Source organism: Cohnella sp. 56 (assembly GCF_037963805.1).
Taxonomy (GTDB): Bacteria; Bacillota; Bacilli; order Paenibacillales; family Paenibacillaceae; genus Cohnella.
On the sequence record NZ_JAZDQE010000028.1, the window covers coordinates 16,775 to 32,215 of the forward strand.

Genomic DNA, 15,441 nt, shown 5'->3' on the forward strand with positions numbered 1-15,441 from the left:
ACATGCGGTCAAGTATGGTATACCCTGTCAATTCGTATACCAGTCGACAAGTTGAGCCGCAAGATGCCCTCGTTCAGGGCAGCGTATAGTCGAGCGTAAGGCGCGAGTCCGCAAAATATTCGCGCACGACCTGGCCGATGCGCGTACCGTCTCCCGATGCCAGCGCATCCGCGATCGTCTCGTGCTTGGCGATCACCTGCTCCAGCCGTTCCGCGCCGCCTTCGAACACTTGCTCCGTCGTCAGCAGCATGACGACGAGCACGACCTGACGGATGCTGCCCCACAGCTGGGCGATCCGGCCATGGCCTGCCGCCGCGATCAACGAGTCGTGGAATTGAAAATCGAGCCGGGCGAACTCGGCCGTGTCTCCATGCTTGGCCGCTACCCGCATGCGGTCGGCGAGATGGCGAAGCGAAGGGACCAGCTCCGGCGGGCGGGCTGCCGCCAGCCGCTGCTGCGCGAAGCTCTCGATGAGATACCGGACGTCATACAACTCGCCGACCTCTTGCGCCGACAAGCCCAGCACGACGGCCCCCATCCGTTCAAGACGAAGCAAGCCCTCGGCCGACAGCGCTTTTAGCGCCTCCCGGACCGGGGACCGGCTCGTGCCGAAGTCGGACGCGATTTTATTTTCGGAGATGACGTCTCCTCGCCGAAGTGCGCCCCCGACGATCTGCAGCCGCAGCTCGCATGCGATCGCGTCGCCCCGGGACAACCCCTGCAGCCATGCGGATGGATAGGATGTCATCACATTGACGCTCCTTTGCCTATGTATTGCGGTATACCGGTCGACAAGTCAACCTGTCTATCTTAACTTGCACAGCCGGGGCTGTAAATACTCGGACTAGAGAACCCGGGACAGCTTGCGGTACTCGCGCGGGGAGATGCCCTCCCCTGCGGTGAACACGCGGCTGAAGTAGTGAAGATCCGGATAGCCGACGCGGGCGCCGACCGTCTCCACGGACCAATCCGTCTCCCGCAGCAGCCGGCGCGCCTCGCGCAGGCGAATCGTCTGGATCATCCGGCCGGGCGGCATGCCCGCGGACTGCCTGAACAGCTTGGCCGCGTGATCCTCGCTTACCTTGAGCTCGCGCGCGATCCGCTCCGCGCTCCAGGCAGCGGTCATGTCCTGCTCCATCGCCTCGACGATCTTGCGGATACGCTCCCGGTGCGCCGGATCGCCGCCCCCCACGCCCACGCCTCCCGCGCGGATCAACATCGCGAGGATGCTCAGCATATGCGACTTGCACGCGAGCTCATAGCCCGGCTGCCGCATCGTGAACTCGCCGACGAGCTTGTCCATCAGCCGGAAGCACTCGGCCCCGCAGGCATACACGGCCCGCTCCGAGAGCGAGCCAAGCTCGGCGGCGATCGGCTCCTCCGCGAATTTATCCAAATCCGGCGCCGAGCGCAGATCGAACGACACCAGGTCGCTCTCCGTCGCGATGCGCAGCCTGCCGTCATAATCGAAGTGGATGCCGAGCAGCGTCGCGCCCTGCGGCGATACGATCGCATTGCGGTGCGGCACGCCCGAGGGCAGGAAGATCGCCTCCCCTTCGCCCGCCTGGTGCACCGCGCCGCGCATCTCGGTCTCGAGCCTTCCTTTGCAGACGCAGATCAATTCGAAGTCGTATATGTACCGCTCGGCGATTGCGCCGCGCGGCAGCTTCTGGTATTGCGCATAGTGAACGCTTGGGGACCAGTCCCTGAACGGGAGCGTTCTGCGCAGCGGAAACCGGGCGAAGTCCATCCGTCGTCCTCTCCCTTCGTTTTCTCATTCTAGCACAACATCCGCATATAGAACGGAATCGTGCAACTTTTAACTAACTTCTCTAAATGAACGCCGCCCTTCCTTCATTATAATAAAGGCAAACCTAACGCTATCCGAGGAGGCATGTCTACTATGAAAAAAGGGATCAATATCTGGTCGTTCCGCGAAGGGACGGCGATCAAGGACGCCATCGCGACCGCCAAGGACGCCGGCTTCGACGGCATCGAGCTGGCGTTGAACGAGACGGGCGAGCTTGGCCTCGAGGCGACGGACGGCGAGCTGTCCGAGATCAAGCAGCGGCTCTCCGATACGGGGCTTGAGCTCGCCGGACTCGCGACGGGCTTGTACTGGTCGTATGCGATGACGAGCGAATCCGAGGCGAACCGCGCCAAGGCGATCGACGTGTGCAAAAAGCAAATCGAGACGGCGGCAAAGCTCGGCGCGGACGCGATCCTCGTCATTCCGGGCGCGGTCGGCGTCGACTTCATCCCCGGCAGCGAAGTCGTACCCTACGACAAAGCCTACGACCGCGCGCTCGAGGCGATCACGAAGCTCGCGCCCGAAGCGGCCGGCGCCGGCGTCTCGATCGGCATCGAGAACGTCTGGAACAAGTTCCTCCTCTCTCCGCTCGAGATGCGCGGATTCATCGACGCAGTCGGTTCGCCGTGGGTCGGCTCCTACTTCGACGTCGGCAATACGGTGGCGAACGGTTACCCGGAGCACTGGATCTCGATTCTCGGTCCTCGCATCAAGAAGGTCCACTTCAAGGATTACCGCAGACAGGCCGGCGGCCTGCACGGATTCGTGGACCTGCTCGCAGGCGACGTAGACTACCCGGCGGTCGTATCCGCGCTGCAGGCGGCGGGCTACGACGGCTATGTCACGGCGGAGATGATCCCGCATTATACGCATCACTCCGAACAGATTATTTACAACACATCCGGCGCGATGGACGCCATTCTCGGAAGGAAGGGCTAAGCTTATGCTCAAAATCGGACTGATCGGCTTCGGCTTCATGGGAAGAATGCACTTCGACAACTATGTCCGGCTGCAGAGCGAAGGACACCCGATCAAGCTCGTCGCCATCTGCGACATCGCGATCGAACAGCTCAAGAACGGCAAGGCCGACGGCAATATGGCGACTGCGCAGGAGACGTACGACCTGTCCGAATATGCGCTGTACGATTCGGTCGACGCCATGCTGGCCGGCGAACAGCTCGACATGATCGACATCACCCTGCCGACCACCTTGCACGCCGACCTGACCTGCTCGCTGCTGGAGAAGGGCTACCACGTATTCTGCGAAAAGCCGATGGCCCGCACGTCGGACGAGGGGCGGCGCATGGTCGAGGCGGCGGAGCGGACGGGACGCAAGCTGCAGATCGGCCAATGCCTGCGTTTCTGGCCGGCCTACGAATATTTGAAAGCCTGCGTCGAGGACGGACGCTACGGCGAAGTGACCGCCGGACACTTCTACAGAGGTTCGGGTGCGCCGAAGGGCTGGTTCCTGAACGGCGAGCTCAGCGGAGGCGCCCTGCTCGACATGCACATTCACGATACCGACATCGTGAACTGGCTGTTCGGCAAGCCCGAGCGCGTATCGACGATCGGCCGCAACGTCATTCCGGGCAGCGGCTTCGACGCCGCCTCCACGAACTACGGCTTCGCCGACGGCAAGGTCGTGAACGCGCTGGTCGACTGGACGCTCGAAGGCGACTACGGGTTCGAGATGGGCTTCCGCGTCAACTTCCAAGGAGCGAACATCGTGCTCGGCAAGGACGGCCTGACCGTCAATCCAAGCGATGCGCCGGGCTTCAAGCCGGAGCTGGCCGCGCATGACGGGTATTACGGGGAGCTGCTGAGCTTCACGAACGCGATTGTGAAGGATGAAGCGATCGCCGTCTGTTCGCCACAGAGCACGCTCGCGACACTCGAGATCGTCGAAGCGGAGCAGCAGTCCGCCGAGCGCGGCGGGGAATGGGTCAAGCTATAATCTATCAATGAAAAGCCGCACAGCGATGTGCGGCTTTTCGCGTTCACGTATGCCGGGCCGGCCATCGGCACCGGTCTTCAGGAAAGCTGGCGCTGCCGGGTCTGCAGCCAGTCGATCAGCGCCTGCGCGGCCGCCTCCGGCGTCTGGCTCCCGGCGTCCACTTTGCAATGATGCCGCGCATAGATGGCCTGCCGCGCATCGTACAGCGCCTTGATCTCCTCGTCCGTCTTGTTCTGCAGGATCGGACGGCTGTCGCGTATGAGCGGCAGCCTGCTCTTCCATAGCTCCCACGAGATGTCCATCAAAAAGACGTCGGCTTGCTCCATGCATAAATCGCGGATCTCCTGCTGAAGAAAAGCCCCCCCGCCCAGCGACAGGACGGCCGACCGCTTGTTCGCGCACAGATCCTGGATATATTCCTTTTCCATCCGACGGAACGCGGCTTCTCCCATCGTCTTGAAAATCTCCGTCACCGGCATCCCGCGCTCCGACGCGATCAGCTCGTCCACATCGATGAACTCGCGCGACAGTTTGTCCGCGAGAACTTTGCCGACTGTCGTCTTGCCGGCGCCCATGAAGCCGATCAGCACGATATTGCGCTCGGGAACTGCATTAGCGTCTTCCGCTTGCATGAAGAGGTTCACTCATTTCCGATAAAAATAAAAGTTATACCTCATTATAGCGGTGCCGTATCGCCGGGGCAATGTGCAGAACGCGCTGCGTCTGCGGCACCGAACACAAGCGCGACAGGTCCGAACAGCCCCGATACCGTCTGTCCGGGGAGCGCGAATCCCGTCGGACTCGCCGCATCCATATAATTCGCCAGCGTATTGAACACCGTAATCTCCAGATCGGCGCGGGCGAATAATCGCGGGGCACGCCTGCGAACCGATCGGCCAGGTCCGCCAGGCGCTCATGGCCGATCGTCTACGAGCTTGCGGCTCGCCGCAAGCGTGATGCAGCGGAATTCGCCGCCTGCGCCGTCCTCTGCTCCCACGACTGCTGCGTCCCCCGGCTCCGCGGGACGGCATGCGCAATAGAAATGATACAAGGCGCCGTCCCAATAAATGACGGACGACTTGTGCGCGTGAGTCGCGTCCAGCTCGCCCGGACGGCCGACGGGCAGCCATGGCGAGTCTGCAATATCCCAGCTTCGAAGATCGTCCGAGACGGCCAGCGCTCCCTGCGCATGCTCGCCGTCGTAGCCGAAGCCGAAGTTGACCCAGCGCCCCGCTTTGCCGTCGTACTTCACGCACGGATCGCTGAAGTACACACTGTAAAACGAACCGGGCGCTGTCCGCATGAGCGGATTGCCCGGATCCCGCCGCCAAGTCTTGAGATCCTCGGATACGGCGAGGCCCGTCTGCTCCGTCCAAGGCCAATCGGTGCTCTCCTTGGCGTTGTAGAACATATAATAGACGCCGTCCGACGCTACGACGCAGCACTTGTACAGGCCGCCCCGCTCCCAAGCCCCGCCCTCCTCGAAGGCCATCACGGGCGCCTCGAGGCGATGCCAGTCGAGCAGTTTCTCGTCCTCGCACCATGCGAGGCCCATCTTCGCACCGCCCGCTTCATAGCCCGGCTCGGGGTACGAATGGTATACCATCCAGTACCGGCCGTGTACCTTCTTGAGGCGCGGCGTAGCGTACAAATCGTCGGATTCGAGCACGATCCAGGACCCTGCCGCGCCGACGCCGTCCCAGCTGTCGCTCTCGGGGCTGCCGGCGGGCGCCCTGTCCAGCATCATGCCTTTGAATGTCCAGTTCAGCAGATCCCCGCTCTCGGCAAGTCCGGTCCGGTAGCCGATGCCGTCGAAGCCGACGTACATCATGCAGAAGCGGTCGCCGTGACGGAATACGAACGGGCAATCTACGGCCAGCGCGTCGAAGCTGCCGGGAACGCCGGAGCCCTGCACGGCCGGCCTTCCCAGCTTGAAGGGTGTGGCATAGCGGCCGATACCCGCTAGTGAATTCTGTTCCATTCTTAATAGCTCCTCCCAATCCTCTTCTTAGCCCTTCACGCTGCCGACGACGACGCCTTTGATGAAGAAACGCTGCAAAAACGGATAGACGCTAATGATCGGCAGCGCGGCCAGAAAAATCTGCGCGCCCTTCAGCGTCCGGTCCGATACCTGCGACAGCGTAGCGGCGTCGGCCATCGTAACCAGACTCAGGTCACGATTGATGACGACCGTCTGCAGGTAGCTCTGAAGCGGGTACTTTTCCGGTGTATTCATCAGAATCAGACCGTCGAACCAGGAATTCCAGTGGCCGACCATCGTGAACAGAATGAGCGTCGCGAGTGCGGGCATCGACAGCGGGACGAACAGCTTCCAGAGAATCGTCCAATGATCGGCGCCGTCCACGAAGGCCGCTTCCTCCAGCTCCTTGGGCAAGCCGCGGAAAAAGTTCAGCAGCAGCACGACATTAAACACGTTGACGGCGCCGGGCAGTATGAGCGCCCAGATGCTCCCGAGCAGCCCCGCCGACTTGATGACGAGATACCAGGGTATGAGTCCCCCGCCCACCAGCATCGTCAGCACGAAAAACCAGACATACGCCGTCCTCCCCCTGAACGCCGCCGGCTCCTTGGAGAGCGGATAGGCAAGCGTGATCGTCAGCAGCATATTGATTGTCGCGCCGAGCGCGACACGCTCCAGGCTGATCCGCAGCGCCCGTGGAAATTCCGGCTTGCTCAACACGAACTTGTACGATTCGAAGGTCAGGTCTACCGGCCACAGCTTGACGGCGCCGGCGCTCGCCGCTGTGCTCGCGCTCAACGAGACGGCGAGCACCTGGACGAGCGGCAGCAGGCACAGCAGCGCGAGCAGCAGCAGGACGACCGCATTGAAGCCGTTGAACAGCCGGCCGGACAACGATGTGCGCATCATAAGCTTCGGTCTCCTTTCAGAATATCCGGTAATTGGCCAGCCGGTAGGCGAGCGTGTACGATGCGGAGATCAGCACGACGGATACCGCCGACTTCAGCAGGCCGACCGCGGTGGCCAAGCTGTACTGCGCCTGCTCGAGACCGAGCCGGTAGACGAGCGTATCGATGACATCGCCGCTCTCGTACACTTGCGGGCTGTACAAATTGAAGATTTGGTCGAAGCCGGCGTTCAGCACATTGCCGAGGCTGAGGGTGGCCAGCAGGACGATAACGGGCAGCATGCCGGGGAGTGTGATGTTCAGCGTCTGCTTCCAGCGGCTCGCGCCGTCGATAACCGCCGCTTCGTACAGCGCAGGATTGATGCCGGTCAGCGCAGCCAGATAGACGATCGTACTGAAGCCGAATTCCTTCCAGACGTCGGAAATGACCAGCACGGCGGGGAACCAGCGCACGTTGCCCAGGAAAAAGATCGGCTCGATGCCGAACACGCCCAGCAGCTGGTTCACGATGCCCGAGGTCGGAGACAGCACATCTATGAGCACCCCTCCCAGAATAATCCACGACAGGAAGTGCGGGAGGTAGATTAAAGTCTGAATCCAGCGTTTGAAAATACGGTTGCCGAGCTCGTTGAGCAGCAGCGCGACGACAATCGGCACCGCGAGACCCGCTGCAATCTTGAGACAGGCGATCAGGAGCGTATTGCGGATGACCTGCCAGATGTCGGGAAGCGAGAACATATAATTGAAGTTGTCCAGACCGTTCCACGGGGAGTGAAATATGCCTTTGACGATCGAAAACTTCTGAAAAGCGATATAAAGTCCCATGATGGGACCATAGCTGAAAACAAGCACGAGCAACGCCGACGGCAGCACCATCAGATGAAGCGGCAGCTGGCGCTTCGTTCGCGCGAATCGCATGCGGATCCCTCCGTTCCTATTCGTCTCTGTCTGTCGGCTTCGGCCCGGTGGCCATCCCCGGCTTAATGCAAGCGGGGCCGGAAAGGGCTTCCGGCCCCGCTGTGGACGTTGTCCGCGCGATCAGGATTGGGACGCGTACCAGTCGTTGACTTCCTTGGTGATCTGCTCTCCGCCCAGCTTGTTCCAATCGGAGACGAACTTGTCGAAGTCGGACAGCGGCGAACCGAGGATGATCTTCGTGAACGTCTCCAGCACGAGCTTGTCGAGGATGGCCTTTTTCTCGGTCATGCCGGGCGTCGGAGGTCCGTAGTACGCGTTTTTCATCAGCAGGCCGCCGTCTACGTAGTTCTGTCCGATGACCGCCCAGGAGCCGCCCTCGCCGAATACTTTGTTTGTTCCCCAGTTGGCTCTGTCGCCGCCCTGGAATGCCTTGATCTTGTCGTAATAGCCTTTCTCCTCGGGCAGCAGCGAAGCCGGGTCGCCGGACTGCAAGGCTGCGACGACGTTCTTGTGCACGCTCAGCAATCCCTGCGGCGTGCCGAAGCCGTTCGCCATGACTGCGTACTTGAACACTTCCATGCCGTCGACGTTTTGATAGATTTGCGGCTCCGCTTTTGGCCCGGCGATCTTCTCGTTATACAGGTTGAACAGCTTGACGATCGCCTCGGGATGCGCGGCGCCTTTCTTGACGACCCAGAAGCTGTTGAAGTCGGCGTTGGCCTGGGCGCTGGCAGGCGTCCCGTCGGCCGACGGGATCGGAAAAGCGCCCCAATCCGCGTTCTTGTCGGCATTGACATTGTCCTGCAGCGGCCAGAGCGGGTTCCACATCGCGCCGAAGCTCATGCCGATCTTGCCGGCCGTCTGCATCTCCGCGACTTTGCCGCCGTCCTTGACGCCGAATTCCTTGTCGATCACGCCGGCCTTGTACAGCTCCTGGAGCTTGCCGAGCGCCGTCTTCATCTCCGGCTGAATGCTGCCGTTCACGAGCTTGCCGGAAGCGTCCTTGATCCATACGTTCATGTAAGCGTGATAGCCGTTCATGAAGCCCGACAAGTCCGGGTAGCCGCCGATGATGTCCTTCGATGCGGCCAGACCGTACGTATCCTTCTTGTTGTTGCCGTCCGGATCCTGATGGGCGAAGGCGTCCGCGATCTTCAGGAGGTCGTCCATCGTCTTGGGCTCCGGCAGGTTCAGCTTCTTGAGCCAGTCGGTCCGCACCCACAGAAGCGGCGCGCCGCCGAGATAATCCTCGGCCGGCGGAATCGCGACGAGCTTGCCGTCGTAGGTCGCGGCCGCCTTGGCATTGGTCCCCCGGTCGATCATCTCCTTGGTCAAGTCCGTGCCGTAGTCCGCGACGAGCTGCGTCAGATCCTCCAGCATGCCGCCCTCGGCGAGCTCGCGAAGCTGCTTGGCGTCGACCATGAACAAGTCGGGCAGATCCCCGGATGTGATCGACAGGTTCATCTTCTGGTTGAACTGGTCGCCGTTGACGATCCATTTGTTCTTGACCTTGATGCCGAGCTCTTCTTCGTAAGCCTTCGTCCACACGTTGTTGTCGAGCGATTCTCCGTCCTTGAACTTGAACGAGGAATCGGTGTAACGTACGGTCGTCACCTCGATCGGCGGGTCGTACTTGGCGTTCGGGTCGGGCTTGATCGCTTCGGGCTGGGCGGATGCGGACGGAGAAGCCGCGGAAGCCGACGGAGAAGCCGGTGCCGAAGCCGACGGTGAGGCCGTGTTGTTGCCTTTGTCGGCGCAAGCCGATACGAGCGACATGGCGGCGATCAGCGAGGCCGCGACAAGTCTTTTTTTAACGTTTGCGTTCATGCAGGATGAACCCCCTGTTTCCCGTGATGGAGGACGTTTGCCTCATGTGCCTTATCATAAAGGCAAAGCCGGGCCGCTGACATCAGCCCGGCTTTACCTCGCGTCTACCGCTTTCTACTTTTTAATGCCGGCTTCACTGGAATACGCGAACATAATCGACAAACATGTCGACCTGGTTGCCGTACCTCGCCAGATCGATCGGCCAGCCGCCGCCGAGCGCGAGGTTAATCATGAAGTACATCGGTGTCTTGGCCTGCTCGAACGTTGAATGGCGCCATACCTCGATGTTGTCGATGTAATAGATCGTGTCGGTCGGCGTAATCTTGGTGCCGTACAGATGCCAGGTCGAGGCGTTGTCGCCGAAGGAATACGCCGTCTCCGAGCAATTCGTCTGATGAATCTCCGGCGTCACGCCCCACCAATGCTGCGACCGGCAGGAGCCGGCTGCCGACTGGCCGTACGCCTCGACCGTATCGAGCTCGGCCGTGGACGGCACTTGCTGGGAGATGCTGTTCTGCGACATGAGCCAGAAGGCGGGCCAGGTCCCCTTGCCCGCAGGCATCAGGATACGGGCTTCGAAGTAGCCGTAGGTCGCGGCCACGCCCGTGCCGTCCGTCCGCACGGAAGACAGCATGCCGCCGAAGTAGGTGCGGTTCCAGCCCATCGGGTCCATATAGCCCGCAGGCGCCTTGCTGGCGCGGATGCGCAAATACTGATTGCCAAGCACGGCAAACGGATTGTACGGGCCGTTGTAATCGGCGAAGATCGCATCTCCGAACTCGGAGCCGCCGGGGCTGTCCGGCTTGGACGAGGCATAGGTGGCGCCCGCGCCCGTCCTGGAGATCGACAGCGGTCCCGTGAAGTCGTCCTGATACAGCACACTCATGCCGGAAGCCTGCGGAGGCGCGGCGGGTACGCCCTGCTTCCAGACAACGCCGCCGTCATTGTACAGCTGTAAATAGCAATTGTCCGAATGCGAGAAATTCGGGTTGCCCTCAGGCGTATCCCAAGCGCTCAGGATGACGGTAATCGGTCCGTGGGGGAACTGATTCGCAGGGAATACGACTTCGCCGTAACCGCTCGCGTCCGGCGTCACGCGGGCGAACCAGCTGTCATAGCCGTTCGTGCCCGGATTGGCCGTATCGGGCTGGTGCCACGACCTCGCCCATACGTTCTGCATGCCGGGCGCGTAGAACTTGATCGTCACCGTGCCATTGATCGTGCCGCCGTAGGCCGGCGATATGACGCTGACCTGGTAGCTCGGATAAGATCCGGGCGTCGGAGTCGGCGTGGCCGTCGGGGTCGCCGTTGGTGTTGCCGTCGGCGTCGGGGTCGGGGTCGGGGTCGGGGTCGGAGTGGCCGAGCCTGAACCGACGTAGGCGATCTCGGTCGCCCCCGACTTCGATCCGGAGGCATGCGTGAATACGATACGGAACTTGGACGCCGCGACCGTGTTGAAGCTCACCGTGTTAAGCTGGTTGCCCGCAGGCGCGGACGGCGATTTGACCTGACCGGCGGCGCTTGTCCAGGCCGATCCGGTCCAGTATTGCACGTCGTAGGCGGAGGGCGCCTTCACGCCGCCGCCGTCCGAATAGAGATAGAGCTTGGCCTGGCTCGCGGACACGCTGCCGCCGAAGTCGGTCTGTACCCAGTCCGTCGCGTTCGGCGACTCGTAGGCCGTCCAGCGGTCATGCGGCGAGTCGCTGTACGAGACGACCCCGTTGTTGACCTGGGCGACGTTGTCCATAAAAAACGTATAGGAGGCAGAGGCCGTGCCGCCCGACAGCTGCGACGGAGGCGGCGTAGGCGTTGCGGTCGGGGTCGGCGTAGGCGTCGGTGTCGGTGTCGGCGTAGGCGTCGAGCCGGTCCCGTACGCGATTTCCGTCACGCCCGACTTGGCTCCGGACGCATGGGTGAAGACGACGCGGAACTTGGAGGCCGACACGGACGTGAATGTGACCGTGTTCTTCTGGTTGCCCGTGGGCGCGGCAGGTGTCTTGGCTTGTCCGGAAGCGCTGATCCATGCCGATCCGTTCCAGTACTGGACGTCGTAGGCGGAAGGCGCCTTTACCCCGCCGCCGTCGCTGTAAAAATAAACGTCGACTTTGCTTTTCGCCGCGGCCGCGCCGAAATCCGTCTGCACCCAATCCGTCGCGTTCGGCGACTCGTAGGCCGTCCAGCGGTTTTTCGGCGAATCGTTGTACGACACGACGCCGTCGTTGACCGCCGCCGTATTGTCCATAAAAAACGTGTAAGACGCGGTGACCGAAGCCGACGTATCCGTTGCGGATGCGCCCCATACCGGAAACAAACTAAAAACGAATACGCTTACAACAATACTGTGAAGCCATCTTTTTCCCCGCTTGCCTCTCCCCATTGCTGCCACTTCCCCTTCGTCATGAGATGCGTTGCACGGATTATTTTAATCGCTTCCGCCCGTTCTGCGATCTACCGAATTCTACTTCCTCCTGTTCCCTACTTTACCTTTTCGTCATCCGATATTCATAGAATGCGTTTTCAAGCTATACTGGTATCATTCTTTTGCGCGCAAAGGAGCGTTCCGCCTCCGTGAAACTACTCGACCGGTTGACGATTTTTCCGAAGCTCGTCCTGACCTTCATGCTCATCCTGATCCCGCTCGTCATCATCAGCCTGATGATGAACCTGCAAAGCGAACGCCTCGTCCGCAACGAGATCACCGCCTCCATGCAGGCCAAAGCCACCTCCTATATGCAATCGCTCGAATACGACTTCGGGCCGCTCGTCACGCTTCAGCAGCAGTACACGTTCGACGATGACATCAACAATCTGGCGTATGCCTCCATCATCATGTCCAACGAACAATATACGCAGGCGATCAAAAACGTGCAGCAAAAGCTGCTTATTCTTAAAAACATGAGCTCCTACGTTGCGGATGCGTTCGTCAGCTTCCCTGCGCTCGACCGCAAAGTGTCCGCGACAAGCTTCGATTCGATCGACCTCCGGCAGGCGGACGCGTTGAATCAGATCATCAATCCGTTCGAATCGCCCTTTCTGCTGTACGAAGGCAAGCTGTGGCTCAGCACGCCCTACCCGAACTCGCAGCCCGTAGGCAAAGGCTTCACCATCGCGATGGAAATATCCGGCCGGGCGATCCGCCAGTCGCTGTCCGGCTATCAGATCAACGGCAACGGCGGAGCTGCGCTGATGAGCGAAAAACTGGACTGGTACGAGACCGGCGGCAGCGTGCCCCGCGACCTGACCCATGCCAAAAATCTGATCCGGCTGCGGCTCGCGGCCGGCGATACGAGCGGCTACGAGACGATATCGGACGAGGCGGGCCATTATTACGCGTTCTTCGAGAAGTCGCCGAAGCTGGGACTAACGCTCATCCTCTTTATCGACGAGGACAGCTTCATCGGCCCGATCAAGCAGTACGGCACCTGGGTATGGTGGATCGCGCTCGCATCGCTGCTCGTCATCCTGCTGTTCGCATACCGGCTGTACCGGACCATCCACAATCCGCTCAAGCAATTGGTCAGCGCCTTCAAGAGCCTCGAAAAAGGAGATTTGTCGTTCAAGTTCCGCTACCGGTCGAAGGACGAGTTCAACTATCTGTACTTGCAGTTCAACCGGACGGTATCGAGGCTGGACGAGCTGATCAACGAGGTCTACGTGCAAAAATATCAGGTCAAAGCCGCGGAGCTCAAACAGCTGCAGTCGCAAATCAACCCGCACTTTTTGTACAACAGCCTGTTCAATCTGTACCGTCTGGCCAAGATGCACGAGATCGACAAGGTCATTCCGTTCACCAAACACCTGGGCGATTACTTCAAATACGTCACTAAAAACGCGGACAGCGTCCCCCTCGAGCAGGAGGTGCTGTTCTGCAGGGCATACGTCGCGATCCAGACGATCCGGTTCGAAGATCATATCCGGGTCGAATTCGGCGACATGCCCGAGCGCCTCGCGGCGATGCCCGTACCCAAGCTGTTCCTCCAGCCGCTCATCGAGAACTGCTACCATCACGGGCTGGAGGACCGCCCGGAGCCGGGCCGGATCTTCATCGGCTTCACGGCATACGACGACCATGCCGAGATTGTCGTCGAGGACGACGGCGACAGGCTGGATGAGGAGCGGCTGTCCCATATCCGGACGCTGCTCGCCCAGCCGGACGTCATGTCCGGGAGCGAGGGGCTGCGCAACGTCCAGCAGCGCATCCGGCTGAACTTCGGCGCGGGCGCGGGGCTGCGGGCGGAGCGGGGGCAGGCGGGCGGCCTGCGCATCATCGTGATCATTCCGAAGACATAGGGGGAAATAAGGCATGCATCGCATCATCGTAGTGGACAACGAACCCAACATCGTCAGAGGCATCAAGCAAATGCTGGAGGAAGAGGCGCCGTTCGAGCTGGACGTATACGGCGCGTATTCATCGGAGGAAGCGCTGCGGCTGCTGGGCCAGATGAAAATCGACATCGCCCTGCTCGACATCCGGATGCCGGGCATGAACGGTCTCGAGCTCCAGGCCCGCATCGTGGCGCAGTGGCCCGGATGCCGGGTGATCTTCCTCTCCGGCTACGACGACTTCTCCTTCATCCAGACGGCGATTCGCGGTGGCAGCATCGACTATATCCTGAAAACCGACGGCGACGAAGCGATCGTCCAGGCGATCCAGAAGGCGCTGGACGGACTGAACCGCGCGCTCGAGAGCGACCTGCTGATCGAGCGCGCCAGGCAGCAGCTCCAGCTGTCCGTCGGCATGCTGCAAAAGGAATACATCCAACGTCTTGCAAGCGGCCTGAGCGCGATCAGCCAGCATCGCCTGGACGAGCTGAGCATCCCGCTGCGGGCCGACCGCGGCGCGCTGCCGGTCATCGCACGCGTGGACAGCTGGCCTGCCGCTTACAGCGACGCGGACAAGGCGCTGCTGGAGTACGCCGTCCAAAACATCGCCGGCGAGTATTGGGCGGGCACGCGCTTCGTCGTCGCGACCGCCGATACCGGCACGCTTGTCGCATTTTTGCAGCCGGAGCAAGATTCGGACGCGGAGAGCCCGGAGGGCGCGGGACGTTGGGTCCGCTACGTACAGGGACAGCTCGAGTCCATTCAAGCGGCCTGCAAGCGGTACTTGCAGCTGTCCGTCTCGTTCGCGGCGGGCAGCAGGCCGACGCCCTGGCCGGACATGCCCGTCAAGTTCGCGGAGCTCCGGCAGATTTTGTTTTTCGGATTCGGACGCCGCTCCGAGATGCTGCTGACCGACGACGTCAGCATGAACTTCGAGCCGGACCGGGACGCGGACGCCGTCGCGCTGCAGGCGAGCAGCAAGCTCAGACAGCTTCTGTCGGCGGATCTCGGGAGCGAGACCCGCATCCGCCGCGAATTCGAAGAGCTGGCCGAGCTGTCGCGTCAGCTGGTTCACCGCAAGCCTTTCCTGTACGAGATGTACAACGGCATCGCCTATATGCTGCTGGCCGCCCTGAACCAGCATGCCAGGTGGCATGAGCTGGCGGCGGAGGAACGGCTCGGCAAGCTGTATTCGCTGGACGCGCACGGCTCGTGGGACGAAGCTCTGCAATACCTGCGCGAGGCGATCGAGCTGCTGCTGGCCGCGCGCGACCGGGAGAGCGAGGCCGGCGCTCACGCGCTCGTCGCCAAGCTGAAGGCTTATATCGAAGGACATCTCGACGAAGAGCTGTCGCTCGTGCGTCTGGCGGAGATCGTCTACTTGAACCCGACGTACCTGTCCCGGCTGTTCAAGCAGCAATCCGGACAGGGCGTGTCCCAGTATATCACGGAGCTGCGCCTGACCCGGGCCAAAGACTTGCTGCGGGATTCCAGACTCAAGATTCACGAGATCGCGCTCAAGGTCGGCTTCGACTCCGCCACCTCCTTCGGCCGATTTTTCAAGCGCGAGCTGAACCGGACGCCCCAGGAGTACCGGGACGGGGATTGACGGGAAACGGCGGGGATTGATGGCGATGGACGGGCCCCCGCCGCGATTTGCTCTCCTGTCCACGCTCTCATGCAACAATAAAACGGCAGTGCGAAGCGTCCGCCGACGCTCC

13 protein-coding genes are annotated in these 15,441 nt (G+C 61.3%); 4 read left to right on the forward strand and 9 right to left on the reverse strand.

Translation table 11 applies throughout. The features are described from left to right. Positions 1-73 precede the first annotated feature (73 nt). Together VQ071_RS28395 and VQ071_RS28400 are read right to left on the reverse strand one after the other, a co-directional pair. Positions 74-748 (reverse strand): GntR family transcriptional regulator, encoded by a 675-nt coding sequence (locus VQ071_RS28395; RefSeq protein ID WP_340518197.1) that lies wholly within the window; start codon positions 746-748, stop codon positions 74-76. 96 nt (positions 749-844) lie between these two features. Beyond that, a complete protein-coding gene (locus VQ071_RS28400; protein WP_340518199.1) occupies positions 845-1,750 on the reverse strand; it encodes a helix-turn-helix transcriptional regulator in 906 nt (301 codons plus the stop codon). Between the two features lie 153 nt (positions 1,751-1,903). Here VQ071_RS28400 and VQ071_RS28405 point away from each other — a divergent pair, with 153 nt between their 5' ends. Both VQ071_RS28405 and VQ071_RS28410 read left to right on the forward strand, forming a co-directional pair. Beyond that, positions 1,904-2,749 (forward strand): sugar phosphate isomerase/epimerase family protein, encoded by an 846-nt coding sequence (locus tag VQ071_RS28405; protein WP_340518202.1) that lies wholly within the window; start codon positions 1,904-1,906, stop codon positions 2,747-2,749. A 4-nt stretch (positions 2,750-2,753) separates the two neighbouring features. Then, on the forward strand, positions 2,754-3,764 hold the full coding sequence (locus VQ071_RS28410; protein ID WP_340518204.1) for a Gfo/Idh/MocA family protein: 1,011 nt from the start codon (positions 2,754-2,756) through the stop codon (positions 3,762-3,764). A 77-nt stretch (positions 3,765-3,841) separates the two neighbouring features. Here VQ071_RS28410 and VQ071_RS28415 read toward each other — a convergent pair whose 3' ends face one another. The 7 genes from VQ071_RS28415 to VQ071_RS28445 all read right to left on the reverse strand — a co-directional run bounded on the left by VQ071_RS28415 (position 3,842) and on the right by VQ071_RS28445 (position 11,774). Next, entirely contained in the window at positions 3,842-4,396 is a 555-nt protein-coding gene (locus VQ071_RS28415) for a shikimate kinase (protein WP_340518206.1), read from the reverse strand. A gap of 44 nt (positions 4,397-4,440) precedes the next feature. Beyond that, complete coding sequence (locus VQ071_RS28420) at positions 4,441-4,602, reverse strand: hypothetical protein (protein WP_340518208.1); 162 nt, start codon at positions 4,600-4,602, stop codon at positions 4,441-4,443. Between the two features lie 75 nt (positions 4,603-4,677). After that, positions 4,678-5,745, reverse strand: coding sequence for a hypothetical protein (locus tag VQ071_RS28425; protein WP_340518209.1), 1,068 nt, complete (start codon positions 5,743-5,745; stop codon positions 4,678-4,680). A gap of 27 nt (positions 5,746-5,772) precedes the next feature. Beyond that, positions 5,773-6,654 carry a carbohydrate ABC transporter permease gene (locus VQ071_RS28430; protein ID WP_340518210.1) on the reverse strand — a complete coding sequence of 294 codons (882 nt, stop codon included), beginning with the start codon at positions 6,652-6,654 and terminating at the stop codon, positions 5,773-5,775. 16 nt (positions 6,655-6,670) lie between these two features. Further along, positions 6,671-7,570 carry an ABC transporter permease gene (locus VQ071_RS28435; RefSeq protein ID WP_340518213.1) on the reverse strand — a complete coding sequence of 300 codons (900 nt, stop codon included), beginning with the start codon at positions 7,568-7,570 and terminating at the stop codon, positions 6,671-6,673. Between the two features lie 120 nt (positions 7,571-7,690). Continuing rightward, a complete protein-coding gene (locus tag VQ071_RS28440) occupies positions 7,691-9,397 on the reverse strand; it encodes an extracellular solute-binding protein (RefSeq protein ID WP_340518215.1) in 1,707 nt (568 codons plus the stop codon). A gap of 133 nt (positions 9,398-9,530) precedes the next feature. Further along, positions 9,531-11,774, reverse strand: a complete 2,244-nt coding sequence (locus VQ071_RS28445) for a galactose-binding domain-containing protein (RefSeq protein WP_340518217.1) — start codon at positions 11,772-11,774, stop codon at positions 9,531-9,533. Positions 11,775-11,965: 191 nt separating this feature from the next. Between VQ071_RS28445 and VQ071_RS28450 the strand changes: the two genes are divergently transcribed. Together VQ071_RS28450 and VQ071_RS28455 are read left to right on the forward strand one after the other, a co-directional pair. Further along, on the forward strand, positions 11,966-13,687 hold the full coding sequence (locus VQ071_RS28450) for a sensor histidine kinase (RefSeq protein WP_340518218.1): 1,722 nt from the start codon (positions 11,966-11,968) through the stop codon (positions 13,685-13,687). 13 nt (positions 13,688-13,700) lie between these two features. Continuing rightward, positions 13,701-15,329: a helix-turn-helix domain-containing protein gene (locus VQ071_RS28455; RefSeq protein WP_340518220.1), complete on the forward strand. Its 1,629-nt coding sequence runs from the start codon at positions 13,701-13,703 to the stop codon at positions 15,327-15,329. Positions 15,330-15,441: the final 112 nt, after the last annotated feature.

Bases quoted from the DNA above. Each gene is read 5' to 3' on its own strand.
- VQ071_RS28395 (WP_340518197.1), bottom strand. From the start codon at position 748: ATGACATCCTATCCATCCGCATGGCTGCAGGGGTTGTCCCGGGGCGAC.
- VQ071_RS28400 (WP_340518199.1), bottom strand. From the start codon at position 1,750: ATGGACTTCGCCCGGTTTCCGCTGCGCAGAACGCTCCCGTTCAGGGAC.
- VQ071_RS28405 (WP_340518202.1), top strand. From the start codon at position 1,904: ATGAAAAAAGGGATCAATATCTGGTCGTTCCGCGAAGGGACGGCGATC.
- VQ071_RS28410 (WP_340518204.1), top strand. From the start codon at position 2,754: ATGCTCAAAATCGGACTGATCGGCTTCGGCTTCATGGGAAGAATGCAC.
- VQ071_RS28415 (WP_340518206.1), bottom strand. From the start codon at position 4,396: ATGCAAGCGGAAGACGCTAATGCAGTTCCCGAGCGCAATATCGTGCTG.
- VQ071_RS28425 (WP_340518209.1), bottom strand. From the start codon at position 5,745: ATGGAACAGAATTCACTAGCGGGTATCGGCCGCTATGCCACACCCTTC.
- VQ071_RS28430 (WP_340518210.1), bottom strand. From the start codon at position 6,654: ATGATGCGCACATCGTTGTCCGGCCGGCTGTTCAACGGCTTCAATGCG.
- VQ071_RS28435 (WP_340518213.1), bottom strand. From the start codon at position 7,570: ATGCGATTCGCGCGAACGAAGCGCCAGCTGCCGCTTCATCTGATGGTG.
- VQ071_RS28440 (WP_340518215.1), bottom strand. From the start codon at position 9,397: ATGAACGCAAACGTTAAAAAAAGACTTGTCGCGGCCTCGCTGATCGCC.
- VQ071_RS28445 (WP_340518217.1), bottom strand. From the start codon at position 11,774: ATGGGGAGAGGCAAGCGGGGAAAAAGATGGCTTCACAGTATTGTTGTA.
- VQ071_RS28455 (WP_340518220.1), top strand. From the start codon at position 13,701: ATGCATCGCATCATCGTAGTGGACAACGAACCCAACATCGTCAGAGGC.